General features: G+C 62.0%; 19 protein-coding genes. 5 read left to right on the plus strand and 14 right to left on the minus strand.

All coding sequences use genetic code 11. The features are described 5' to 3' along the window. Positions 1 to 50: 50 nt before the first annotated feature. Positions 51 to 419, minus strand: coding sequence for a hypothetical protein (locus tag ACUH78_RS13180; protein WP_445333708.1), 369 nt, complete (start codon positions 417 to 419; stop codon positions 51 to 53). Positions 420 to 823: 404 nt separating this feature from the next. Here ACUH78_RS13180 and ACUH78_RS13185 point away from each other — a divergent pair, with 404 nt between their 5' ends. After that, positions 824 to 1,099: an H-NS histone family protein gene (locus tag ACUH78_RS13185; RefSeq protein ID WP_445333707.1), complete on the plus strand. Its 276-nt coding sequence runs from the start codon at positions 824 to 826 to the stop codon at positions 1,097 to 1,099. A 246-nt stretch (positions 1,100 to 1,345) separates the two neighbouring features. Here ACUH78_RS13185 and cysN read toward each other — a convergent pair whose 3' ends face one another. Together cysN and cysD are read right to left on the minus strand one after the other, a co-directional pair. Beyond that, positions 1,346 to 3,250, minus strand: a complete 1,905-nt coding sequence (cysN, locus tag ACUH78_RS13190; protein WP_445333706.1) for a sulfate adenylyltransferase subunit CysN — start codon at positions 3,248 to 3,250, stop codon at positions 1,346 to 1,348. A 1-nt stretch (position 3,251) separates the two neighbouring features. Continuing rightward, positions 3,252 to 4,166, minus strand: coding sequence for a sulfate adenylyltransferase subunit CysD (gene cysD, locus ACUH78_RS13195; RefSeq protein WP_445333709.1), 915 nt, complete (start codon positions 4,164 to 4,166; stop codon positions 3,252 to 3,254). Positions 4,167 to 5,091: 925 nt separating this feature from the next. Here cysD and cysQ point away from each other — a divergent pair. Both cysQ and ACUH78_RS13205 read left to right on the plus strand, forming a co-directional pair. Further along, positions 5,092 to 5,874 (plus strand): 3'(2'),5'-bisphosphate nucleotidase CysQ, encoded by a 783-nt coding sequence (cysQ, locus tag ACUH78_RS13200; RefSeq protein ID WP_445333705.1) that lies wholly within the window; start codon positions 5,092 to 5,094, stop codon positions 5,872 to 5,874. Between the two features lie 63 nt (positions 5,875 to 5,937). Further along, complete coding sequence (locus ACUH78_RS13205) at positions 5,938 to 7,668, plus strand: SLC13 family permease (protein WP_445333704.1); 1,731 nt, start codon at positions 5,938 to 5,940, stop codon at positions 7,666 to 7,668. A gap of 21 nt (positions 7,669 to 7,689) precedes the next feature. On the opposite strand, the gene ACUH78_RS13210 is transcribed toward ACUH78_RS13205, so the two are convergent. The 3 genes from ACUH78_RS13210 to ACUH78_RS13220 are packed head-to-tail and all read right to left on the minus strand — an operon-like array spanning position 7,690 to position 11,184. Beyond that, positions 7,690 to 9,162: an LTA synthase family protein gene (locus tag ACUH78_RS13210; protein WP_445333703.1), complete on the minus strand. Its 1,473-nt coding sequence runs from the start codon at positions 9,160 to 9,162 to the stop codon at positions 7,690 to 7,692. A gap of 34 nt (positions 9,163 to 9,196) precedes the next feature. Further along, entirely contained in the window at positions 9,197 to 9,964 is a 768-nt protein-coding gene (locus ACUH78_RS13215; RefSeq protein ID WP_445333702.1) for an SDR family NAD(P)-dependent oxidoreductase, read from the minus strand. Beyond that, positions 9,961 to 11,184, minus strand: coding sequence for a capsule polysaccharide biogenesis protein (locus ACUH78_RS13220; RefSeq protein ID WP_445333701.1), 1,224 nt, complete (start codon positions 11,182 to 11,184; stop codon positions 9,961 to 9,963). Before ACUH78_RS13220 ends, ACUH78_RS13215 begins: the two co-directional genes overlap by 4 nt. A gap of 199 nt (positions 11,185 to 11,383) precedes the next feature. On the opposite strand from ACUH78_RS13220, the gene ACUH78_RS13225 reads away from it, so the two are divergent. Further along, positions 11,384 to 13,417 (plus strand): capsule polysaccharide biogenesis protein, encoded by a 2,034-nt coding sequence (locus tag ACUH78_RS13225; protein ID WP_445333700.1) that lies wholly within the window; start codon positions 11,384 to 11,386, stop codon positions 13,415 to 13,417. A gap of 66 nt (positions 13,418 to 13,483) precedes the next feature. Next, positions 13,484 to 15,040: a PD-(D/E)XK nuclease domain-containing ATP-binding protein gene (locus ACUH78_RS13230; protein ID WP_445333699.1), complete on the plus strand. Its 1,557-nt coding sequence runs from the start codon at positions 13,484 to 13,486 to the stop codon at positions 15,038 to 15,040. Positions 15,041 to 15,050: 10 nt separating this feature from the next. Here ACUH78_RS13230 and ACUH78_RS13235 read toward each other — a convergent pair whose 3' ends face one another. From ACUH78_RS13235 to ACUH78_RS13270, 8 genes are all read right to left on the minus strand, one after another. Then, the gene (locus tag ACUH78_RS13235; protein WP_445333698.1) at positions 15,051 to 16,136 is read right to left on the minus strand and encodes a glycosyltransferase family protein; all 1,086 of its coding nucleotides are present in this window, start codon (positions 16,134 to 16,136) and stop codon (positions 15,051 to 15,053) included. Then, positions 16,124 to 16,537: a type II toxin-antitoxin system VapC family toxin gene (locus tag ACUH78_RS13240; protein ID WP_445333697.1), complete on the minus strand. Its 414-nt coding sequence runs from the start codon at positions 16,535 to 16,537 to the stop codon at positions 16,124 to 16,126. The genes ACUH78_RS13235 and ACUH78_RS13240 overlap by 13 nt, the downstream gene beginning before the upstream one ends. Further along, positions 16,534 to 16,782 (minus strand): type II toxin-antitoxin system Phd/YefM family antitoxin, encoded by a 249-nt coding sequence (locus tag ACUH78_RS13245; RefSeq protein ID WP_445333696.1) that lies wholly within the window; start codon positions 16,780 to 16,782, stop codon positions 16,534 to 16,536. The genes ACUH78_RS13240 and ACUH78_RS13245 overlap by 4 nt, the downstream gene beginning before the upstream one ends. 90 nt (positions 16,783 to 16,872) lie before the next feature. Beyond that, a complete protein-coding gene (locus tag ACUH78_RS13250) occupies positions 16,873 to 19,134 on the minus strand; it encodes a glycosyltransferase family 2 protein (protein WP_445333695.1) in 2,262 nt (753 codons plus the stop codon). Positions 19,135 to 19,143: 9 nt separating this feature from the next. Continuing rightward, positions 19,144 to 20,517: an alpha/beta fold hydrolase gene (locus tag ACUH78_RS13255; RefSeq protein ID WP_445333694.1), complete on the minus strand. Its 1,374-nt coding sequence runs from the start codon at positions 20,515 to 20,517 to the stop codon at positions 19,144 to 19,146. Between the two features lie 8 nt (positions 20,518 to 20,525). Continuing rightward, a complete protein-coding gene (locus tag ACUH78_RS13260) occupies positions 20,526 to 22,469 on the minus strand; it encodes a glycosyltransferase (RefSeq protein ID WP_445333693.1) in 1,944 nt (647 codons plus the stop codon). Beyond that, positions 22,466 to 23,914 (minus strand): phosphomannomutase, encoded by a 1,449-nt coding sequence (locus tag ACUH78_RS13265; protein ID WP_445333692.1) that lies wholly within the window; start codon positions 23,912 to 23,914, stop codon positions 22,466 to 22,468. Before ACUH78_RS13265 ends, ACUH78_RS13260 begins: the two co-directional genes overlap by 4 nt. A gap of 63 nt (positions 23,915 to 23,977) precedes the next feature. Beyond that, positions 23,978 to 24,871, minus strand: a complete 894-nt coding sequence (locus ACUH78_RS13270; protein ID WP_445333691.1) for a glycosyltransferase family 2 protein — start codon at positions 24,869 to 24,871, stop codon at positions 23,978 to 23,980. Positions 24,872 to 24,881: the final 10 nt, after the last annotated feature.

Here is a 24,881-nt window from a genome sequence, read left to right on the forward strand (position 1 = left end):
TCGCTCGGATGTGACCATGGTGACTGCAAAGTGGGAGAGACGTCGCATTCTCACACATTAAGAATAACGGCAAGCTTCTTTGCGCGCTCTTTTTTGGGCAAGACGCAACTTTTACGCCACTGCCGTATCGATTCACGCGAGACGCCAACTGCTCCTGCAACATCCGAGTCCTTTAAACCCATGTAGTCACGAGCAAGCTCATATCGACTACCAAAACTCCCCGCAGCACTCTCAGCTTGCGCACTCTTCCTATTAACTGCAGCCTCCACTTTTTCCAAAAGCTCATCTGTAATGGGCTTACGGAAGCGCCTCCCCAGAAGGCTATCGACCCTCTCATTTATCTCAAAGGCGTTGCGCTTAACCCGCAAGAACCTCAGCATTGCGTGAAGGTATGCATTTCTATTCGTTCGCTCAAACATACGCAGATTTCCTCATCTAATAGTGGCTGGTTGCCATAGATGTATAGCCAAAATCACGAAACAGGAAACGAGAACTCACGAAGAAAAAGCATTTATTTGCACTGAGTTTTTAGGCCGCCTAAATTAGACAATAAAAACTCTTGAACTCCGTACTCCCTAACGCCCGCACCCTCCTCGAGATGTCGTCGATGGAAAGCAGCGTGGCGGTTTTCGCTCAGAGCGCTTCCGTGGCTGCGGCGGAAGCCAACACAGCAGACGCTCGCTTGCCACGCATAGGGAACTCGAGCGTGCGGTTTCCTTGCGGCGAGTAGCTCGGATAGGACTCCAAACAAGTAACGTGTTATCGTTCTGGGTGGCTCACTGCTAGACGTGGAGCCGCCTTTGGGACATTTTGAGAGACTACGATGACGTCACTGCAGGAACTGCTTGAACAAAAGAAGGCGCTCGAACTCCAGATCGAACGAGTATTGAAAGCTGAACGCGACGGCGCTTTGTCACAAGCAAGGCACCTTGTCGAGACATACAAACTCACAGTAGAGGATCTTTTCGGAAAGCAGAAGGCGTCCGGCAAGACCGCTGCGATCAAATACCACAACCCTGAGACGGGGGAGTCCTGGAGCGGGCGAGGTCGTGCCCCGCGCTGGCTTGACGGAAAGAACCGCGAAGATTTTGCGGTTTAAAAAGCTTCTTGTCGTGCTCAGGCACAATCTGGCCGACGATAGTTTTACGGAAGGGCGGCTGCGCTCTACACTAGCGCGACTTCTATGAGGAGCCAGCCCTCTCCGCTCAACGGCACGCTGGATATGCGTGACTACGATGCTGTGCGGGATAAAAGTCGGAGACTCTCACCTCATCGGATGGGACGCCGGTAGGGCTCGATCAAACCTTGCGTGTGACCGAGCGCTCCAGACAAAACCCCGCAACGGTCAAGCGATAAAGCCCTTCTCGCGGATAATCTCGATCACGCGCTCCGCTGCGGACTCGACTGTTTCGTTTGCGGTTCTCAAGTGGATCTCCGGCGACTCCGGCGCTTCATAGGGCGAGTCGATACCGGTGAAGTTCTTCAACTCCCCACGACGCGCCTTCTTGTAGAGCCCCTTCACATCGCGCTGCTCTGCAATCTCCAGCGGCGTATCGACGAAGATCTCCAGAAACTCACCTTCATCGACCAAGCTCCGCGCCATCTCCCGCTCGGCCCGGAAGGGCGAGATGAAAGCCGTCAGCACGATCAATCCTGCATCGACCATCAGCTTGCCCACCTCCGCCACGCGGCGGATGTTCTCCACGCGATCAGCGTCGGTAAAGCCGAGGTCCTTGTTCAGGCCGTGGCGGACGTTATCGCCATCGAGCAGATAGGTGTGGCGCCCCAAGGCCAGCAGCTTCTTCTCGACCAGGTTGGCGATGGAAGACTTGCCCGCACCCGACAGGCCGGTGAACCACAGGATGCAGCTACGCTGGCTCTTGATCGCCGCGCGCGCCGCCTTGTCGACATCCACATGTTGCACATGGATGTTGTGCGCGCGCCGCAGCGCGAAGTGCAGAAGGCCCGCGCCCACGGTGTTGTTCGACAGACGGTCGATCAGGATGAAGCCGCCGGTGTCGCGATTGTCCTTGTAGGCGTCGAACGCGATCTGGCGGTCAAGCGAAAGGTTGCACACCCCGATGGCGTTGAGTTCGAGCTTCTTGCTGGCGATGTGCTCGAGCGTGTTCACATTCACCTGGTACTTGATGTCGGTGATGGAAGCCGTGACCGTCTTCGTGCCAATCTTCATCAGGTAAGGACGACCTGGCAGCAGCGGCTCGTCATGCATCCAAGTGATCGTGCATTCGAACTGGTCCGCTGTTTCGGCCGGCGCATCAGCCGTGGAAATCATGTCGCCACGCGAAACATCGATCTCGTCAGCTAGCGTCAGCGTCACCGACTGACCCGACACCGCCTGCGCAAGGTCACCGTCCTTGGTGACGATACGCGCCACGGTGCTTTCCTTGCCAGAGGGTTGCACGCGAATGCGGTCGCCCGGCCGAATCACGCCGCTCGCAATCGTTCCCGCAAAGCCGCGAAAATCCAGGTTGGGGCGGTTGACCCACTGCACGGGTAGCCGGAAGGGCGCGCGCTGCATGCGCATCTCATCCACCTCGACCGTTTCCAGATAGCCCATCAGCGTAGTGCCGTGGTACCAGGACATGTTGTCGCTCGGGGCGGTGATGTTGTCGCCCTTGAAAGCCGACATCGGGATGAACGTGGCCTCCGTGATACCGATGCGGTTCGCAAAGTCGCGGTACTCCTCTACGATCCGACGGAAAACCTTTTCCGAATAATCGACGAGGTCCATCTTGTTGATGGCCACCACGATATGACGGATCCCCAGCAAGTTCACCAGATAGCTGTGGCGCCGCGTCTGGGTGAGGATGCCCTTGCGCGCATCGACCATCAGGATCGCAGCATCGGCCGTCGATGCACCGGTGACCATGTTGCGGGTGTACTGCTCGTGTCCCGGGGTGTCGGCAACGATGAACTTGCGTTTGTCGGTGGAGAAGAAGCGATAGGCCACGTCGATGGTGATGCCCTGCTCCCGCTCTGCCGCCAGGCCGTCGACCAGCAGCGCAAAGTCGATGGCCTCTCCCTGGGTTCCGTACTTCTTCGAGTCGGCCTCCACCGCGGCGAGTTGGTCCTCGAAGAGCATCTTGGACTCAAAGAGCAGGCGCCCGATCAGCGTGCTCTTGCCGTCATCCACGCTGCCGCAGGTGATGAAACGCAGCAGGCTCTTGTACTGATGCTGCGTGAGGTACTGCTCGATATCGGTGGCGATGAGGTCGGAAACGTGTGCCATGTCAGAAGTACCCCTCTTGTTTCTTCTTTTCCATCGAAGCCGCCGAGTCGTGGTCGATCACCCGGCCCTGGCGCTCGGAGGTGCGGGTGAGCAGCATCTCCTGGATGATCGCGGGCAGCGTGTCGGCCTCGGACTCGATTGCGCCGGTGAGCGGGTAGCAACCCAGGGTACGGAAGCGCACCTTCTTCATCATCGGCACCTCCCCCGGCTTCAGCGGCATGCGCTCGTCGTCGACCATGATCAGCGTACCGTCGCGCTCAACCACCGGGCGCACGGCCGCGTAATACAGCGGCACGATGGGGATGTTCTCAAGATAGATGTATTGCCAGATATCGAGCTCGGTCCAGTTCGACAGGGGGAACACGCGGATCGACTCGCCTTTGTGCTTTCTGGCGTTGTAGAGCTTCCAAAGCTCGGGGCGCTGGCTCTTCGGATCCCAGCGGTGCTGCGCGCTGCGAAAGGAGAACACCCGCTCCTTGGCGCGGGACTTCTCCTCGTCACGACGTGCGCCGCCAAAGGCCGCATCGAAACCGTACTGGTCGAGCGCCTGCTTCAGGCCCTCGGTCTTCATGATGTCGGTGTGAATCGCCGAACCGTGGGTAAAGGGGTTGATGTCCTTCTCCACGCCCTCGGGGTTGATATGTACCAGCAGATCCATGCCGGTTTGCTGCGCCATCTTGTCGCGGAAACGATACATGTCCTGGAACTTCCAGCGCGTATCGACATGCAGCAGCGGAAACGGCGGCACCGCCGGGTAGAAAGCCTTCATCGCCAGATGCAACATCACCGCGCTGTCCTTGCCGATGGAGTAAAGCATCACCGGGTTGTCGGCCTCGGCGACGACTTCGCGCAGGATATGGATGCTTTCGGCTTCGAGCCGCTGAAGGTGCGTCAATGTGTTCGCGTCGTGTGTCATCTTGAACTCATGAACAAAGGGTTCGGGGGCCGAGCGACGCGTCGCTCGCTCGTCCTTGTTTGTCGAGCTGGCCGTCGGCCGCGACAAAGCGCTGTCATCAACAGGTAGCAGGGTTCGGGTAGCCGCAAGATTCACCGCCATCAACTGCAGGCCGTGCGGCAACCCGGCAGGCTGAACTCGGCGCAGGTCAAAACCACCCAGACACGCCGTTACGGAGCGCCCTTCGGCCGCACGCCCGAAATGATCCGCGAGGGCTTCGAGCGCAGCCCCCAAAGCTTGCGCAAGGCTCACGAAGGCAAGGCGCTGCCGAACGTCGCGTGCCACCAGAAAGCGTCGCGAGACCTCCTCGCAACCCGCTTCAGGCGCATAAACAATCTCATGCGGCACGGCCGTGAACAGTGCGCCCTCGCAGACGCCACGCTCGTGACGCCAGACGCTATGCGAGATACCCCATTCGCCCAGATACTGTGCCACCGTTCGCGCACCCATCTCGACATCGAAATGTTTGAGTATCGCTGAGCGCACCGCATCGTCCGACCAAACGCCAGCAGCCGGGTCATCCAGCAGCGCAAGCGTCTTGAGCGCCTGGTCGCGTGACAAGCGTCTGCCGCTACCTGCGATCCGGCCGCGTTTGCGCACCGCCACGCCCTCCCAGCCACCGCGCTCGAAGGCCTGCATGGCCGCAAGAACCGTTGGCACGCTCAACTCGGCGGCGTCGGCGACCGCCTGCAAGGTCATGCCCGACAGGCGCAAACGCACTGCGAGCCGACGGCGCTCGTTGAGCGCCTCGGTGTTCAAGCGACGGCTGTCGGTGTGCGGACTTGGCATGGAGGAGTAAAACATTTGACGGCGAGTGCCGGATTATAAAACTCAAGGCTACAATGTGCGCGTTTATTTCTCCGCAGCGCCATGGGCGCCAAGACTCATGACCCAACTTCCGCTTTCGCCACTCGATATCCTGCATGCCATTGAACAGATCGCCCGTCAGGCTGGCGCAGCCATCCTCGAGGTCTACGGTTCGGATTTCGAAGTGCGTGGCAAGGAGGATGCTTCGCCCGTCACCGCTGCCGACGAACGCGGCGAGGCAATCATCCTGGCTGGATTACGCAACCTGACCCCCGGCATCCCCATCGTCGCCGAAGAAGAGGTCGCCGCAGGTCGTGTGCCCGAGATCGACCGCGTGTTCTGGCTCGTCGATCCGCTGGACGGAACGAAGGAATTCATCAGCCGTAACGGCGAATTCACAGTGAATATCGCCCTGATCGTCGACGGACGTCCCGCGCTGGGTGTTGTCTTTGCGCCCGCGCTGGACCGCATGTTCGTCGGATCCGAAGGCAATGGCGCCTATGTGGACGAACACGGCAAGCGCCGCCCGATCACCTGCCGTCGCCCTCCCGAGGAAGGGCTCACCGTGGTCGCCAGCCGTTCGCACGGCGATGCGGCCGCGCTCGAGACATTCCTCGCCGGGCGCTCGGTCGCGCACACGCGCAGTGCTGGGTCCTCCCTCAAGCTGTGCCTGGTGGCAAGCGGGGAGGCTGACGTCTACCCCCGCCTTGGCCGCACCATGGAATGGGACATTGCGGCCGGGCACGCCGTGCTGGCCGCCGCAGGTGGGCGCATCGAGACCGTGGCCGATCACACCCCGCTGCGCTACGGCAAACCTGGGTTCGACAACCCGCACTTTGCTGCCTGGGGTGAGGATGCCTGAGTCGCTGGATCCAGCCGCGCGAGCAGCGCGTCTGCCGACTGGCCCAGCCAGCCCTCACGCACTGTGACTGCCTACCTCGTTCTCGCTTCAGTCGGCCTGCTGCTGGCGCTGCTCGTCTCCGGGCGCGTCGCACCCGCAGCCCTCTTCCTGGGTTGGGCGTTCGCTTACCATGTGTCCGGCTTGATCGATCAGAAGGCCTTGCTTGGCGGCTTCGTCAACCCGGCACTTGCTACGCTCGTCGTGCTGCTCATGGTATCGCTCGTGCTCGAGCGCTCGCCCCTGCTCGACAGCATCATGCAGCGCCTGCTCAAAGGGCGGCCAGACTTCGCCCTTTTGCGTCTCACCGGGGCTGCTGCAGCCCTGTCAGGCTTTCTCAACAACACCGCCGTCGTGGGCAGCCTGCTCGGCCCACTCAGCCGGCAGCAACAGCTCCCGGCATCCAAAGTGTTGCTGCCGCTTTCCTACGCCGCGGTGCTTGGGGGTATCACCACACTGGTCGGCACTTCCACGAACCTCGTGGTGAACTCCTTTGCCATCGAGGCGGGCCTGCCCCCAATCGGCATGTTTCAACTGGCCTGGGCCGGTATCCCCATCGCGATGGGCTGCCTGCTCGTGCTCGTCATCGCCAGCAAGATGCTGCCTGCGCATGCCAGCGCTCAGCACGAGAACGTCCAGCGCTACTTTCTCGAGACGGTCATTACACCCGACTCACCTCTCGTCGGGCGTAGCATCGAATACAACCAGCTGCGGAATCTGGATGGTCTCTTCTTGCTCGAGATCGCGCGCGAAGGGCGTCTGATTTCACCGGTCGGCCCGAGCGAGGTATTGCACGAGGGCGACGTCCTCATCTTCACCGGCGCTGTGGAGAAGATCTCGGCCCTGCAGCGCTTCGAAGGCCTGCAGTTCTTTGGCCATCAGGCCAACGCACTGCTCCGCTCCAACCTCGTCGAGGTCGTCGTCACCAACGAATCCGAACTCGTGCACAAGACGCTTCGCAGTGTCGACTTCCGCACCATGTTCGATGCGGGCGTCGTCGGTATCCGTCGCGGCGACCAGCAACTCTCGGGGCACCTCGGCCGAATCACGCTGAAGGCAGGCGACTGCCTTTTGCTCGCCGTCGGTGCGGATTTCGCACAGCACCGCAACCTTGACCGCAACTTCGTCGTTGTCAGCGGTGCGCCGATTCGCCCGCGCCTCACCCATCGACAGAGCGCGCTTGCATTCGGCAGTTTCGCTCTGGTAATCGGATCGGCCGCACTGGATTTGGTCCCGCTCTTCACCGGACTCGTCCTGCTTGCCACAGGGCTCGTCGTCAGCGGGCTGCTCACCCTCTCCGAGATCCGACGTCGCTTCCCTTTCGAACTCATCGTCATCATCGGGTCGGCCCTCACCATCGCGCGCGTCGTCGAGACGAGCGGCGCGGCCGAGCTTGTGGTCCGCGTCATCCAGCACGTGTTCGACGGCTATGGCGTATGGGGCGCATTCGTCGGCGTCTATCTGGCCACGCTTTTGCTCACCGAGGTCATCACCAACAACGCCGCAGCCGCACTGGGCTTTCCGATTGCGCTCGCTGCTGCGCGTGCGTTCGATGCCGATCCGACGCCCTTCATCCTCATCGTCTGCTACGGGGCGAGCGCTGGCTTCCTCTTGCCGTTCGGCTATCAAACACACCTGATGGTGTATTCGCCGGGGCGATATCGAATGACCGATTTCGTCAAGGTGGGCTTGCCAGTCAGCATCACCTACTCGCTCATCGCCCTGACGCTTGTACCCCAGCTATTCCCCTTCTTCTGACGCCTCACGAAGTCAGCCGCGTCAGCGCAATCCAGCCTGGTGCAACCACAGATTCGCGAGCGCGCTTGCCGCCGTATTTCGAGCCGGCTGATCCTGGCGCTTGAGCCTGCTGCTCCACAAGAAGTAGTCAACCTCGCCAGATGGCGTACCGAGTGCCTCATAAACCCGCGGCATGATCGGCACATGGTCTCCGTACCAGCACAGCTCGGCGCGCCGGCTACAGGCTTGGAGCGTCGTGCGCAGCGCGTGCATCATCCGGTCGGCGTTGCGCACGTGACGCAGATAGATCGTCAAATCCTCGCAGCCCGCCGGCGGCTCGCTACCGTAGAGCCCTGCTTCGTCCCCCTCCACCAACTTCTCCAGATGCAAGGGCCCATGGTTCTCCATGGTCACCGCAAAGGCAAAGACTGGCCCATCGGCACGCCCGATGATCTCATCGATCTTCCTCGCCACCTCAAGATCGCTTACATACGGGCCCGCGCGCTGTGCATCGGCAAAAGACTCGATATCGAGAAACTCGTCGAACCCCAAGCGCGGATACACCCGGTCACGCAGGTAGAAGCTCGCCGGATAGGGATGAATCGCCACGGTGCGATACCCCAACTGCTTCAACAGCCTCGCCAGACTCGCCACCCCCCAGCCTTTTGCGATGGCCCTGTATGGGTTGAAACGATGCACGCCCAGATCCGCCTCACCCAGCCCGCTTAAAAAGGCGAACTCGCTACGCACCGTGTTTGCCCCCCAGGCCGGTACCTCGAGCTTGCCGTGCGACAGCGCCTCCGCCTTTAGCTGGTCGAACGCCGCGAGGATCTCGGGACGAATCCCCGCAAACAAATCCCGCACATCGAAGAATGACTCGCTTTGCACAGCGACCAGGTGCGGTAAGTCTTCGCGCGCAAACGGCACGGCGGGCACAGCATCGGGCAAGCCCACAGCCGGGAGGGTGCGACTCTCGGCGGCATAGCGCCATAAACTGGCCAGTAACCCCAGCGTCGACACATCACGCTCGGCATCGAAGTCGACCCTCAAGCGCCCACGTTGGCCTGCAATGATCAGCGCGACCGCCAGCACGGCCTCCACGACGAGCGCACCAAGCTGCCCCGGCCACGTGAGCCGCTCGTCCGGCACGGACTCGCCCCACAAGCCCAAAGCCACCGCCGCCCCGAAGCCAAGGGCCGACAGCAGAAATTTCACCCAACCCAGGAAAGGAATATAGAGACGCGGGTGCCGAATGGCATCGGTGAAATATTCGAAATCCGGGAGCACGAAGGGCTCGCGGAGTGCCTTGTACTTGGCGTTGTTCACCAGCACAAGCATCAACAAGAAAGCCGAAGCACTTGCTGCAGCAAACCAGGGCCGCCCCAGCAGAAGTGTCAGTGCGCCGTGAGCCAGCAGCCACAAGCCACCGTGCAAAGCCCACGCCGCCCAAGGGCGAAAAAATGCAGGACGCGGTCGCATCAAGCCCTCGATCAGCACGGAGAGCAGAAGGCCCATCGCTGCTGCCACGCCTACGGCAACAAAGGCGCCCTCAGTCGCCATAACCCAGCCAGCGAACGATCCGCACCGACACAGCAGCCGGCAGTACCGCCAGCCACCAGGTACCCCAGTTCAAGGGAAACGGAAAACTGATTCGCGCCTTGTCCCGCTCAAGCCCGCGCCGAATCACCCGCGCTGCACGCTCAGGTGACCACAGGAAAGGCTTGGGGCCCGGCATGCCATCGCACATCGGCGATTTCACGTAGCCCGGCATGATCACGCTCACCTGGATCCCCTCTGGACCGAGCCAGCCCCGCAAGCCCTCGCCGTACGCCTTCAACCCTGCCTTGCTCGCGCAGTAACTCGGCGTCACGGGCAAACCGAAATACGCCGCGAGCGAGCTCACAAGCGCAATCTGCCCACTACCGCGCGCGCGCATCGCCGGCAGCACCACGTCGACCATCGCCATTGCCGCAAGCAGGTTGACCTCGATTACCGCCTCGGCCTCATCCCAAGGCTCGCCGGCCTGGTCCGGTCCGGTGTTGGTGTTCACGCCAGCATTGGCGATCAGCAAGTCCGGGACCCCATCCACACACACCTGCGCCAACCATTTTCGGAGCGCCGCGCGGTCGCGTACGTCCAGCTCGTGCGTTGTGACATCCGCCCCCAACGCACGGCATTGTTCCGCCAGCGCCGCCAGCTGGGGCAAAGCGCGTCCCATCAGCACCAACTTGTTCCCCATCCGCGCGTACTCGAGCGCCAGCGCCCCACCGATGGCGCCCGTGGCACCCGTAATCAAAACGCGGAGCGGCGCAGTCACAAGAGATGCTCCAGAGGCGAGCGATCCGCTGTCAGCACCCGGCTGGCATTCGTCACCGCCAGCTCGATGCCCTTTCCACAGTAGAAGCCCCCGTTAATCTGCGTCGCATACATCACAACACGCCGAAAACACTCGAAGAGCTCCCCATCCGGAGGCTCCGGAGCACGCCAGAACGCATCGATCCCCGCCTGCGCCGACATCCCGGGCAGGTTATAGATCGGATCACTCAGCGCCAGGGTCGGCACCCCGAGATCCAGTCCCACCATCCCGGTAGTGCTGTTCACGTTTACCAGCCCACAGGCGTGCTTCAGAAGCGTGTCCAGATTTCCATCCTCCAGGTACACCGTTCGTCCCGCCAAACCAAGACGCTTCTCACAGTCGGCGATGATGCGCGTGTAGTCCATCAGCCCCATGTCCAGCGGATGGTTCTTGATCACCAGCAGTGCATCACCCGGGGCATGGCGTGCGAATGATTCGAGCACGTACTCGATCACTTCGCCCATGTGCTCGAAGCGCGAATGGTCACGGATCTGTGCATCCGAGTTGAGCTGCAAGGGCAGCACAAAGTAAGGCCGGCCCGACTCAACCAACATCTTGACCCGCTCATGTTCACGCTTCCTGATCAAGCGCAAGCGCGTAAAGCGCCGAACATAAGCCGCATACTCCACTGGGGCCGCGATGGGCGCGTGCGTTCGATAGCGGGGAAACAGAAGTGGATTGAGGATGCCCGCCACGTGATAAGCCACATCGTGCTTAGCCCGGACCCGGAAGGGCGACCGAAAGCGCACCGGTTTCGCCAATGCCCCTACCCGCTCGGACGCCTCACGAAACCAGTCGACGTCACGGGGCAGCAAGGAGTGACCGTTGACGCCTTCCCGCTCGAGCGTCACCCAAAAAGGACGGAAGTACCCCTCCTCGAACACATGCGTGCGCACACCAGCAGCCTCACCATGCGCAACGGCCGGCCGATGCACGGGCCTACGGTCACCGAACAGCACCTGATCGGTGATGTCCCAGCGGCGGTAGCAATCGTCCAGATAATCGCGCAACCCGGCGACGTCACCCGCATAGCGATGCGCAGGCCGACCACGCCAGTAGGCGGCATCCCCAGCGCAAAAATTCACGCGGTGCACAGCGTGCCCCACCCCGGCGAGCCGGTCAGCGAGGCGGGCAAAAAATGGAGTACAGGGGCCTTGCAGGAACAGGAAACTGCGACGCATCCAGCTTCCTTTATCAGTGACTAGCAATGGGGGACGGCAGAGTCTTAACGCTCATCTCGAGGGCTGGCGCGGAAGCCACCGATGAGAGATCGATAGCAAAGCGTCTATTATCGCGGACAGCGCTTGATTCGGCACGCATGACATCGTCTCCCAACCAAGCGTCCGGATCCCCCGAATCGTCCATAAGCACCTGTAAAACTTGCAAGATACGAAGAATCTCACCGCCGCCTGTGCCACAAGCGGCATCTCCCGCCTCGCGATTCTCCCTGCCATCCTCCCCGAGTACCGCGGATTTTCGCCGCTGCAACTGTGGCGGCGGCCGGACGTCACCCTGGGCTGGGGACTCAAGGCGTCCAGTCTGAAGGCAGAACAACGCGCCCGGCGCTGGGGTATTCCGCATGTCCGCCTGGAAGACGGCTTCCTGCGCTCGTGGGGGCTCGGCGTGGAAGGCCATCAGCCGCACAGCATGGTCGTGGACCACAGCGGGATCTACTACGACGCGTCCCGACCGTCGGACCTCGAGAACCTGATCCTCTCGGCCGACTTCACCGCGGCTGAACTTCATCGTGCCCGCCAGTGCATGGCGCTGCTGCGGGAGCATCGGCTGTCAAAGTACAACCATGCCCCCGATCATCCCCTGCCAAGCAGCAATCGCCCTCTGGTATTGGTGGTGGACCAGACCGCGGGGGATGCCTCGATTCGCCATGGCCTCGCCGACGCCGCGCGCTTTCGGCACATGCTCAACGCAGCCCTTGCAGAACACCCCGATGCCGAAATTCTGGTCAAAGTTCACCCCGACGTGCTCGCTGGCCACAAGCAAGGGCATCTGCTCGACTCCGCAAAAGCACATCCACGCTGCAGGGTCATTACCGAGAACATCAACCCCTGGAGTCTGCTCGACGCGGTCGACACGGTGCATGTCGTCACCAGCCAACTCGGCTTCGAGGCGCTTCTCGCCGGCCGGCGGGTCGTATGCCATGGCATGCCCTTCTACGCTGGCTGGGGCCTCACCGATGACCGCATCCAGTGCCACCGCCGCGGCCGTCCGCGCACACTCGAACAAGTGTTCGCCGCCGCTTACCTGCGCTATTGCCGCTACGCGAACCCCTACACGAGAGAGGCTTCCAGCCTGGAGGACACCATCAACCTCATCGTCGAACAGCGGCGACGCCACACCCAACTGGCCGGCAACTGGATTGGCGTCGGCTTTTCGGGCTGGAAGCGCGGGTTCATCGGTGACTTTCTGAGCACCAGCGCCCAGCTCCGGCACGTGAAATCACCCCGCGACATCGAGCCCTCGGTCGGCACCGGCACGGGCACACGCATCGTCGCTTGGTCGAGCAATGCGCAGGTCCTCGACGACCTCGCGGCCGTGCCCGACTGCCCGCCCGTCTGGCGTATGGAAGACGGCTTCATCCGCTCGGTGGGCCTAGGTGTCGACCTGGTCCGCCCACTCTCGCTCGTCATCGACAGCCGCGGCATCCAATACGATCCGCGCCACCCCAGCGATCTCGAGCATCTATTGGAAAGCAGCGAATTCAGCTCCGGCTTGCTGGCGCGTGCGCGCCGCCTGCGTCAAAAACTCGTCGAGCTCGGACTCACCAAATACAACCTCGGCGGTCAGCAAGCGATCACGCTTCCCACGAACAGACCAATCCTGCTCGTGGTGGGCCAAGTCGAGACCGACGCATCGGTGCTGCATGCTGCACCCCACATTGCCACCAACAGCGAACTCCTGCGCCACGTTCGGCAGGCAAATCCAGACGCCTTCATCCTCTACAAGCCCCACCCCGATGTCGTCACAGGCGCTCGTGTCGGACAGCTCGACACCACGGCTCGCACGCTCTACGACCAGGAGGTCACCGCGCTCGGCATCACCGCGCTGCTCGGGCAGGTCGACGAATTGCACACCATGAGCTCCTTGGCGGGCTTCGAGGCCCTGCTGCGCGGCGTCTCGGTGCACACGTGGGGCACCCCGTTCTACGCCGGCTGGGGCCTCACCAGCGACCACGCCCCGCCCTGTCCGCGGCGCACACGCAAACTGTCAATCGACGAGCTGGTTGTGGGCACGCTGATCCTCTACCCTACCTACGTCGCCCCAGGCAGCCGCCAGATCATCGACGTCGAGACGGCAGTGCGCTTGCTCGAACAGCAAATCGAAGCCGGGAAAGGCCTCGGCCTCCAGCACCGCCTTTACCGTTGGTACCGCAACGCCTTCGTTCGCCGGCGCTGACGGCAACTCACAGCAGCCGCTGCGGCTACAATCGGGCACGTGAGTCACGCTCAGGCATCCACCTCCATGTCCCGCAAGAAGCTCCCCATCGGCATTCAGACCTTCCGCGAGATCCGCGAGGAAGACCACTACTACGTCGACAAGACGGGCATCGCTTTGCGGCTGATCGACGAAGGGAAGTACTACTTCCTTTCGCGCCCGCGGCGCTTCGGCAAGAGCCTGTTCCTCGACACGCTGGCCGAGCTCTTCGAGGGTAACGAAGCGCTGTTCCGCGGCCTCGCTGTGCACGACAAGTGGGACTGGACGGCCAACTACCCGGTGATCCGCATCAGCTTCGCCGAAGGGGTGATGGAGAGTCGGGCCGCGCTCGATGAGCGAATCGACTATTTACTCGCCCACAACGCGCACCGCTTGGGTATCGGCGAACTCGTTCAAGGCTCCGTTTCCAGCCGTTTCAGCACGCTGATCGAACAGGCGAGACTGCTTCACGGCCAGCGCGCGGTGGTGCTAGTCGACGAGTACGACAAGCCGATCCTGGATAACCTGACCCGGCCAGAGGTGGCGCGGCAGATGCGCGACGGGCTGCGCGACCTGTATTCGGTGATCAAGGGGCAGGACGCCCACATCAAGTTCGCCTTCCTCACCGGCGTCTCCAAGTTCAGCAAGGTGTCGATCTTCTCCGGCCTCAACAACCTCAACGACATCACCCTCGACGCCCGCTACTCCGCCATCTGCGGCTACACCGACGAGGACGTCGACACCGTCTTCGCGCCCGAGTTGACCGGGCTGGATCGCCAGGCCATCCGCGACTGGTACAACGGCTATAACTGGACCGGCACCTCGGTCTACAACCCCTTCGATCTGCTCTTGCTCTTCGACAAGCGAGAATTCCGCCCCTATTGGTTCGAGACTGGCACGCCGACCTTTCTCGTCGAACAGCTCGTCGCGCGCCATATCTTCACGCCCGACCTGAGCCGCATTGCGGCCATGGAGACATTGCTGTCGAGCTTCGATGTAGACCGCATGTCCGTCGAGGCGCTGATGTTCCAGACCGGGTATCTCACCATCGACAGCCTGATGAGGATGGGCGCGCGCGTGGAATACACGCTCAAGTACCCCAACCTCGAAGTGCAAGCCAGCCTGAACGGTGCCCTGCTCGAGGGCTTGACGGGCGATCCATCGGTGCCAGCACAACAAACCGGGCAACTCCACCGCCTGCTTCGCGCCAACGACTTCGCCGGCCTGCAGCGGCTTTTCACCGCCTTCTTCGCCAGCATCCCCCACGACTGGTACCGCAACAACCCCATCGCCCAGTACGAGGGCTACTACGCCAGCGTCTTCTACAGCCACTTCGCCGCGCTCGGGCTCGACATCCGCCTCGAAGACACGACCCACAAGGGCCGCATCGACATGACGGTGCTCTTCAACGGCCACGTGTACCTATTCGAGTTCAAGGTCGTCGAGCTCGCCCCCGAGGGCAAGGCCCTGCAGCAGCTTCGCGACCGCGGCTACGCAGACAAATACCGCGCGCGCGGCGAGCCCATCCACCTGGTCGGCATCGAGTTCAGCCGAGACAGCCGCAGCGTCGTGGGGTTCGAGGTGCAAAGCATCGAAGCCTCTTGATGCTCGCCACTCAAGTGTCGGGCGGCTTCACTGCCTTCACATCGAACACGGCCGGAACACGGCGCAGCACAAGCACACGTGCCTTGTCGGCCGCCGCCGCGGCCATCCGCGCAGCCTCATCCGGGCGATCCAGCAAGCGCCGCAAGCAGTCATACCATTCGGCCGGATCATCGCCCGCGAGCAAGCCATTCACCCCGTGCTCCACGATGCCGGTGTAGGGCGCTCGCCGCGAATACACCCCCACACCGCCCATCGCCGCGATATCCAGAAACTTGATGAACGACTTGCCCCGATTGAAGGGCGTGTCGAGCAGCGGCGCCAGGCCGATGTGCACCCGCCGGCTCGCCTGGTAGGCGCGAAACTGATCCCAAGGAAGTGGCGCCGGCGTACAGAGACGCGGTAGCCCCGCGAGCATCTCTGGCACATGCGCCCCCAGCATCAGCTCGAGTTCGGTGTCGTCACGCCCCCGCTGCACCGCAGCGAGCGCCGGTGCAATCCGCACCAAGTCCGCCAGATGCGCCCGCGTACCATGAAAGCCTATCCGCCAGGGCTGCCGCACCGATGGGGCTACGTCAAAGTGAGCACGCTCGGGCAGTGGCGCAATCAAAGGCGGCGTCATCACCGAGACCGCGCCGTGCACACCGTCAAAGCGTGCTGCCAGCGCATCACTGCTTGCCACCACCGCATCCGCCACCGCCAGCAGCCGCGACTCTCGTCCCGCTGCAAGCGCCATGCGCGCACGGTATGCGGCAGGCAGTGTGGGGTCAGCCGCGGCCGCGGCCAGATCATCGTCGATCAGATAAACGATCTGCCCGAACCGAGCGCGCGACCGCTCCAGCCACGCCAGTGCCCGCTCGGGCAGACTGCGACACAGCAGCAGATTGGCCCCCGTGCATCGTGCGAGTGCCCCCCGCGCAAACAACCACCGCCACCCGCGCACGTCCAACCATCGCACATCGGCACCTTGGCGCCGCAGCAGCGGCTCAACCGACGCGAGAAAGTAGATGTCCTCAGTCGGCCGCGCGCCATCGCTCAGCACAAGCCACGAAGGCCTCGCACCCATGCGCGAAAGGCTGTTGGTGCTCAGTGCGACCAAGGATTGAAGACCTGGACAGGCAAACCGGCAAAATCCTTGACGTTGCGGGTGACCAAAACGAGGTCGTGTTCAAGCGCCGTCGCTGCGAGCAGGCTATCGATAGCAGGGAGCGGCCGCCGCGCTTGAGCAACCAATCGTCCCCAGCGATCTGCCACGCTCTCATCGACGCTCAAGATGCGCCCGGTGAAGAAGCTCCGCAGATCAGTTTCCAACCAATCAACCAGCGACTGCCGGCGCCTTTCGTTCCCGATACCCTCGATGCCCTTGCGGATCTCGCCCAGTGTCAACACGGAAAGATGCAGCGTCGCGGGTGACCGGTCCGAGAACCACTCGACCACCCCCGTGTCGGCCGCTTTGCGCCGCAGTTCGGACAGAACGTTGGTATCAATCAGGTAGCTCAAAACACAAGCTCACGCGTCAGACTCGAGTCGCGCTCAAAGACAACGTCGTCCGCACCAAAGAGCGGCGAACGCCGCATGAAATCCACCAACGAGCCCTGAGCCTGCGAAAGACGGTCAAAGCTCTCGCGCGACAGCACTACAGCCACTGGCTTGCCGTGCGAGGTAATTTGTTGCGGTTGAGCTTGGGCAAGCTTGACCAGCTCCGACATGCGCGCCTTGGCTTCCTGCATTTGCCATGTGTGCATTACTCGAATCCTTATTCTGACCAGACTAGTCAGTAGTCTAGAAGCAAGCCAACCGTCCATCAAGCCAACCTTGCAAAGGCAGGCCTGCCCTCACCGCAACGAGAAGTCCTCATGCACCAACGTCAGATTCGGGTTGTAGGCCGGGTCGTGGTCGAGTAGCCGCCCCCAGGTGCGCCGCATGTACGCTGCCTCCGCTTTAGCGCGACCACGCTTGGCCGAAGTGTCCGCCGTGCCTCGCGACATCGACTCGTGGTGATAAAGCTCCGCGTAAGGCGTCCACACGTTGCGATAACCCGCTTGACGCACTTTGAGGCAGAGATCCACGTCGTTGTAGGTCACAGCCAAACTTTTCTCATTGAGCCCGCCAACCTCCTCGAACACTGATCTACGAAGCAGCATGCAGGCACCGGTCACCGCAGACACGTTGTGCGTCACTTGCAAGCGTCCGCAATAGCCCGGCGACTTTCGGTTGAAATGCTTATGTGCATGCCCTGCCACCCCGCCGATCCCCAGGATCACCCCTGCATGCTGGATCGTGTCGTTCGGGTAATACAGCTTGGCGCCTACGCAGCCGATCTCCGGCCGACAAGCGTGGCGCACCATCTCGTCCAGCCAGTCGGCATTGATGGGCTCGATGTCGTTGTTCACCAGGCCCAGGATCTCGCCCTTCGCGTACAAAGCGCCAAAGTTATTGATCGCCGCGTAGTTGAACGGCCTATCCCAGCGCAGCACACGCACCCGCTCATCACGGGCCGACACTTCGCGCATGTACGCAAGCGTTTCGGCACACACACTCTGATTGTCCAGAATCAGCACCTCGAGCTTCGGATACCCCGAACGCTCGAGGATCACATCCACGCAAGGCTTCAGGATTTCCACCCGATCACGTGTGGGAATCAGCAGGCTCACCAGCGGGAGGCGCCTTGGCAGGGGCCATCGCACACGGCAGGTATGCGGCAGAGTTCCGGTCATCACCTCGGCTTCCGGCACTTGGGCGCGAACGTGCGCACCGACAACCGTCAGTTGGCCCGGACTCGTCTGCCGGTCTTCACCCTGCTTCGCTGCAGCCTGCTCCGCTTCGATCCGTCGGTGATACATCACAAAAGGGATATGCACAATCTGGGCCGCCGACAATCTGGAAGTTACCCGCAGCGCCAGTTCGTGCTCCGTCCAGACCTGCCCAGCCTCGACATCAAAACCACCCAGTACGCGCAGCAACTCGGTTCTGAAAACCGCCAACCGGCCGATGTAGTTCTGCGCCAGAAGCAGGTCCGGATTCCACTGTGGCTTGAAGTGCGGGTCTCGTCGCACCCCTCGCCCATCGATCCGGTCTTCATCCCCGTACAGCAACCCGGCATCCGGATGGCGGTGAAGCGCTTCGATCACGTGGAACAGTGCATGAGGCGAGAGCGCATCATCCGCACCAATCAAAGTGACGAACTCACCGCTCACCCGGTCAAACGCCTCACATAACGCGGCTCCCGCAACAAGCCGGATGCGTGCGTCACGTGCTGCGTAAGCCTGCAGGAGGCCCCAGGCATCCGGCGCCCTTGCTGCATCAGCAAGACCAAACAACTCCCAATCCCCGTATAGCTGCCCCAGCACCGAGTCCAGACACCCCCGCAGCCATTCGACCCCGACCGACTCAACGGATAGCAGCAACGAAATCTTCGGATGGCGCGGCAGCATGCCGATCACCTTTGCAACGTGATCAGGCGACAACTCTCTACGCGTCTCGAGCCACTTCGTGTAGTTACGCTGACCGCTGCGTCGCTCGAAAGTCGCCTCGTAATGCGCCAGCGCCAGACTCCGCCACTTAACCCCCTGCTCGCGCGCTTCCCGTTTCAAGGCAGCACGCACCTCACCGTGGGCGCGATCACGCCAGAGATGGTGCACGCTGACCAGCCGCCGGACCAAGCGGTCTTGGGCAAACCAAGGGGTCAGCCAGGCGATCCTCAGGTGCGTCACGGTCAGACCAGCGCCGCCTTCAATCTTGTCGAAGCGTATTGCACGCAAGCGCTTGGGCACGAAGAAGAGGCGCTTGGCCACGCGGCCCTGCCTCACCGGCAACTGGATACGCAGTCCATCTACAAACCCCGACCCAGTATCCAGGCTCATGCACACCATCAAACTCGCCCGCTCATGGGTAACTGCGAGCTCGAGCATGTGCCACCCGGGCAGCATCAAGCGCCCTGCCGGCACCCAGTGAGTCAGCTCAGCGTCATCGACCAAACCCACTTCATCGACAGCCGGCGTAGTACCGGCAGAGGTGACCCGCTCGCGCTGCAGGCGACTGGTCCGCCATACAAGCGGCGTCTTCTCAAAGCCGTAACCAAGCCAGCGCAAGACCATTTCTTGTTATCAAACCTTGGGGGCCTGGTCTGTCGAGACCACGATAAAGCTCTTCAGATAGAGCGCGATTTCCCGGCTGTCTTCCGACTTTCCCCTGGCTGCAGGCATCGAGGCGAACGGCGTGCTGATGAGCAGGTCGAAGTGCCCTTTTGCATCCACGCACAAGGGCACCGAAAACCGAGCAGCCTTCTGTTTTCGATCCAGCGCAACGCGCTTGGACGGCTGCAGCCCCTGGAAAAACTCAAGATAAAGCGGCTCATCGTCTCGATCATCGGGGTACAACTCCACGTCGAAACGTATCGCGTACCTACATTCCGGGGTGCCAAACTCAACCAATCCGCCACGCAGTTGGTGCAGCAACCCCTGCGACCACACCCCACTCTGGTCCGGTGCGTACCACCCTGCCCCCAGGTAGTGCCTGATCCAATTAGGCCCAATCGACGTAAAGAGCGGGCACGGATAGTGGCACAGTGCGGAGTTCTCACTCAGCAACTGCTGAACCTTATGCTCAAGCAAAAAGATCGGCAGCTCCTCAACCGGAAACTCTGAAAAGCGCGCTTTCCAGGCCCTCTGCCCAACACCGTGCAACCCCTCCTCGAGAAAATGCTGCGGAACCTCGAAGAGCGGTTCATAAGCGCGCATCACGCCCGCGGGAGGCGCGTTTTCACAACCAGACGCAACCCATTGCAGGAATGAACTCATCTCCCCGCGCAGGACCATCTCGTGCCCGATGTTGTGATCTCCCCTGCTGAAATAGAAATCACCGTCCGGACACGCCTTCCTCAGCAAGCTCATATGCTTGAGGTCATTGATCTGGTCACGCGACGCAACGAAGGTATAACGCGTCTCCGGGCGAATCAGCGCCGGACCAATGCGCGATAAATCGCCGTCTTCGATCTCGCTCATCAGCGTCTTGTTGCGCGTGTCGAAGTCTGCATGTCGGCCTACGCACGAGCGCGGAGCCAGTGCAACCACATGATCGAAGCGCATCAAGGACGCAAACACCAAGGCACCATAGCCGCCCATGCTCAAACCAAAGGCCAAGGAGCGATTGATCCCGTGCTCCGCGACGTACGCCTCCAGATAGGCGACCACCTGCGCCTGCCCAGGCTTGTCCGTGTACCAATGGCGCAGGTTGTCCTTCACGTAGATCACATGGGCATCTGGACACGCGTTGACCAGCGAATTCCCCCACTCGAACCTGACCTCATTCCTGGCGACATCGCCAACACCCGAAAACGCCACGATCAGCCGGCTGCCCGTCCCAGGCTGGACCTTCAGCTCATACCCGGCAAAGCCCTGCTCTCCACTATCGAGAACACCTTTTTCTCGTCGCCACCGGCCCAACAAGACGTCTGCCGCACCCCCAAGAATCTTGTTCAACCCCAGCATCAGTTGGCCGCCGCTCCATCAACACGTCGAAGCGACTCGAGCCGCTTGCTATAAGCCTGCCCACAAAACCCAAGCGAGAACCGCTCCACCGGATAGTCCAGCGCCTCAGTCCGTGGCGCGCCCTCGACGCAAGCCCGCATATGCCGTGCCGCGTGCAACACATCCGGATCGGCCCACTGCTGCCCCGTCCCGAAGAAGTACTCCCCTTCCTCGACCGCAACCAATCGATAGTCGACTAGGCGAGTCGCATTGTCTGCACAAAAATCCATGTTCCCCGAATACCCCGTCGCGATCAGGTCGATGCCCAGCAACTGCGCCTCGGCCAGTCCTCGGCCGAAACCTTCCGCGCGATGGAGCGACACATAACAGTCGCAGGCGCGATAGAGCGCCAATACCTCATCACGACGCAGTTCCCCCACGATCAAATGCACTCGGGCATCGCGCCGAATCATCGCCTTGAACGCCTTCCACGCCGGTGCCTTCTCGTTCAGGTGGCTCACCTTGATCACCAGCCCCACCTTCGCGTCGGGCTCGGCACCAAAGGCCTCGAGAAACGCCGCGATCACCGCCGTCGGGTTCTTGCGCGCCAAAGTGGAGTTCATGTCGAACGAAAACACGAACAGATAGGCGTCCTGCGGCAAGCCCCAGTCCGCACGGCTTTTGCTTGCGATGGGGCCGAGCATCACCGGCAACGGCATCGGCACAACTGGCACCGGCGCCTTGCCATACGCCGCAGCCGTGTAATGGCTGATCCCCCACAGTTCATCCACCAGGCTCCAGGCATGCTCCCATGGCTTGGGCCAGGCGGGCAGCTCCCAAGGCCACAGCCCGATGTTGTAGTGGCCTTCCAGCCATCCAGCGCCCCGCTCCAAGGTCAGGCGCGCCATCTCGATGCCCGTCATGCAGAAGATGTTGATGCCGTAGAACGGCTCTGTCGATATCCAGTGCTCGACGGAGCGGTCCGCCTGACTCACGTTCGCCCCCAGCTCGACATTGACGATGCCGAACGGCACCCCGGCCGCCTCCAACGAACGCGCCAGCATGCGAACGTCTTCGCCGATTCCCAACTCACCGCGGGCGTAGCCAATCAAGTTGACGCCCCACGGACGAGACCGCCACGCATCGCCGGTCGATTTGCCATGAGGAACCGACACCGCCTCCATAAGCGCACCAATTTCACCCAGCGTTGCCCGACGCGGGGGCAATAGATAGCGTCTCGCCGCAGCCAAGGCAGACACAACTTCGTTCGCTTCCACCGGCAACATACGCGCCAAGGCGCGACGAGCAAGGCCAACGGCGGGTGGCGTCATCTCATCCGCCGTCTTCAGCTCCTTGATCGCAGAGCCCCAGCCCTCCACCAAGTCGCCCACCCCGTCGCGAACCCGCTGCTCGCCCTCCGCTTGCTGCCGATCCTTAGGAAGCAGCAAGGCCTGCACAAAAGACTCCGGGCCATCAAAGCTCGCCGCCAATGCACTCCGTTGCCAATCAGGGTATTGAGGCAACCCAAGAAGTGCGCGCCCATCCCGAAAAAACCAGCGTGCTGCACGGTGCCGCATCTTGCGATTGCACAGGAGCTGGCCGCGCCAATACTTCGCACGATGCAAGCCCACCAGATGCATGGCAACGCTGAAGCTGCCCTGCCAGCGACAGCCCGGAACGGCAGGCATCGGCATGGGCCGACCAAGCTCCTGATTCCAAGCCTCGATTTCGCGCAACAAGCGGTACTGCCGTCGTCCGACCGCAACGCACCAGGCGAGAAAATCTAAAAAGTCTTTCTCGCGCCCCAGATGCAGCGGAAAACGGCGCCGCAGCGCTGGCCGGAGCAGCCACACCACCAGCATTCCGCCGTAGATTCGGGTCGGCAAGTTGATCGGAAGCACTACCGGCGCGCAATAACCCTGACCTCCCCGCACACCAGTTTGCACGGCAGCGCGCGAGCTCAAAAAGGGACTCCTTGTCCGGTCGCCGTGACCCGCCCCAGCACCTTACGTACAAGCTCCCCTGCCCAAGCCTCACTGTCGGCCTCTGCATAGCAGCGCAACTCGGGCGCATTCCCGCTCGGCCGGAGATGAACGATCTCGCCATTCTCAAAGCTCAAGCGCAATCCGTCGGTCAAATCCTCCGACGCCACCACCCCGCAGATGGCGCCTACCAAACTCCCGATTGCCTCACGGCTGCCCTGCAGTTTTGACAACAGCGCCCGGCTGCGCTCAACCGGAAAATTCTGAACGCGGTCGCTCGCTGTGAAGCGGCCCGGCAGATCTGCGCTTAGTGCGGAAAGCGACACGCCACGCTCGGCCGCCATCGCCAGCAAGGCCAGCATCGGCAGCACGGCGTCGCGCGTTGGCAGGGCGGCCAGGTTGCGGCCATTGCGCTCGATTGCATCCCCCAGCAGAAAGCCACCATTCGCCTCAAAGCCCACCACGCCAGTTGCCCCCGCAGCCAGGGCGACTTCCATCGCCGCAATCACATACGGTGAGCCGATGCGCGTTCGCAGCACCTGGCCAAACGCGCCGCAACGCTCGATGGCAGTGTTGCAGCTCACCGGGGTCGCCACCACCCGCGCACCCAGATACCGCGCGCACAGCAGCCCGACGATGTCGCCGCGCAGCCACTGGCCGCGCTCGTCGGCAATCAAGGGGCGGTCGGCGTCGCCGTCGGTCGACAGGATGGCGTCCAGCCTATGTTGTGCCGCCCAAGCCAGACCCTGCGCCCGGTCCGCGGCGCTTACTGCCTCGGTATCCACCGGCACAAAGGCGTCGGTCCGCCCCAGCGACACCACCGTGGCGCCAAAGCTGCGCAGCAGCTCGCCCAGCGCATCGCGCGCCACGCTGGAGTGCTCATACACGCCAATCCGGCGCCCAGCCAGAAAGCCCGCCGGGAAAAACGCCCGGTAGCGCGCCAGATAGGCTCCCAGCACTTCAACATCCGGCACCAGATCACCCGCCGCAGACCAGGTCTCGGCGGGCACCGTCGCCGCCATCATCGCCGCCTCGTCCGCCTTCGAAATCTCGCCATCGGCGCGGTAAAACTTAATGCCGTTGCGGTCAAAGGGGATATGGCTGCCCGTCACCATCACCGCCGGCAAACCCTGCTGCAAACTATAGAAAGCCAGTGCAGGCGTGGGCAACGCACCGGCAAACACCACCTCGCGCCCCGCGGCGTGAATCGCCTTCGCGCACGCACGCATAATGCTCGGGCTACTGGGCCGCAAATCGCAGCCCAGCACAATCCTCGGCGCCTGCGGCACCACTGCGTTGAGGAATGCCGTGGTGTATGCCTGGCACACCGCCTCGGTCAGGGCCGATACCAAACCACGTGCCCCGGATGTGCCAAACGCGACGCCAGACTCAAACGCCAACTGCTGCATTGAAGTGGAAAATTGCATGTTCAAAAACCAAGAAATAGGGGCTGATGCCTCCCCGATTGGCATGCATCGATTCGCTACGCGTCAGAACCGACGATCCGCACGCATCGCGATATGGAGTTGCTGCAGCTCATCCGCGCCAAAACAATCCGCCAGCTCTGCGACTGTTTGTTCAAGATGCGCTCGAAGGTCTTGCAAGGGCCGCGATGCAGAATCCATCCGCAGCAGCTCATCCGCATAAGTCAGCACCCAGTGGGCTGGCGCGTTTCCCAGATGTTTCGCAATTACCCGCACGCCCTCCATCGCCACGGTACGACGCATCTTCATGGTGATGCAGCCATGGTGCAGCCGTGACGACGCCTGTAAGGCATCGACAAATCCAATACGCCCCGGGAACATTAGAAAAGCCCGCACCCAGTAGTCGAAGTCGAACGCGGTCTTAAGCGTCCTGTCGAGCGGACCGAGCAGTTGCCAGAGCGTGCGCTTGAAAAACACCGTCGGCTGGCAGATAAAGCAACCATCTCGAAAGCGCTCGATGGCGCCCTCGGGTCGTTCCGTCGGATACGCGCCCAGAACCGTTCCGCCTTCGTCAATATGCTGACCATGCCCGTAAACCATCACAGGCGAATGTGCCCCCTCCATTGCAGCGACCGCACGCGCCACCGTGCCAGGCACGTACAGGTCATCCGAATTCAGCCAACCTATCAGAGTGCCCCGCGTGCGCAGCAGTGCCTTGTTCAAGGCGTCGGCAGGCCCATCATCCGCTTCGGAAAACCACCGAAGTCGGCTATCACCAGACTGCAGGCGCACCAGAGTGGCCTGCGTGCCATCCGTGGAACCGCCGTCGGCAACGATCAGTTCGAGTCGCCGATAGCCCTGGCCGAGCACGCTGTCGACCGACGCTTCGATGAACCGCCCCTGGTTGAGCGAAGGCATCACGACCGAGACAAGGGGCATTCTCGCTGCGATTTTCTGCATGTCGGCTACC

This window comes from Thauera sp. ZXT1-4, from assembly GCF_052598215.2.

Excerpts from the sequence above, each read along its gene's own strand:
- ACUH78_RS13270 (WP_445333691.1), bottom strand. The coding sequence starts at position 24,871 with ATGCAGAAAATCGCAGCGAGAATGCCCCTTGTCTCGGTCGTGATGCCT.
- ACUH78_RS13180 (WP_445333708.1), bottom strand. The coding sequence starts at position 419 with ATGTTTGAGCGAACGAATAGAAATGCATACCTTCACGCAATGCTGAGG.
- ACUH78_RS13210 (WP_445333703.1), bottom strand. The coding sequence starts at position 9,162 with ATGGGCCTTCTGCTCTCCGTGCTGATCGAGGGCTTGATGCGACCGCGT.
- ACUH78_RS13185 (WP_445333707.1), top strand. The coding sequence starts at position 824 with ATGACGTCACTGCAGGAACTGCTTGAACAAAAGAAGGCGCTCGAACTC.
- cysD (WP_445333709.1), bottom strand. The coding sequence starts at position 4,166 with ATGACACACGACGCGAACACATTGACGCACCTTCAGCGGCTCGAAGCC.
- ACUH78_RS13250 (WP_445333695.1), bottom strand. The coding sequence starts at position 19,134 with ATGGTCTTGCGCTGGCTTGGTTACGGCTTTGAGAAGACGCCGCTTGTA.
- ACUH78_RS13230 (WP_445333699.1), top strand. The coding sequence starts at position 13,484 with ATGTCCCGCAAGAAGCTCCCCATCGGCATTCAGACCTTCCGCGAGATC.
- ACUH78_RS13265 (WP_445333692.1), bottom strand. The coding sequence starts at position 23,914 with ATGCAATTTTCCACTTCAATGCAGCAGTTGGCGTTTGAGTCTGGCGTC.
- cysQ (WP_445333705.1), top strand. The coding sequence starts at position 5,092 with ATGACCCAACTTCCGCTTTCGCCACTCGATATCCTGCATGCCATTGAA.
- ACUH78_RS13245 (WP_445333696.1), bottom strand. The coding sequence starts at position 16,782 with ATGCACACATGGCAAATGCAGGAAGCCAAGGCGCGCATGTCGGAGCTG.
- ACUH78_RS13220 (WP_445333701.1), bottom strand. The coding sequence starts at position 11,184 with ATGCGTCGCAGTTTCCTGTTCCTGCAAGGCCCCTGTACTCCATTTTTT.
- cysN (WP_445333706.1), bottom strand. The coding sequence starts at position 3,250 with ATGGCACACGTTTCCGACCTCATCGCCACCGATATCGAGCAGTACCTC.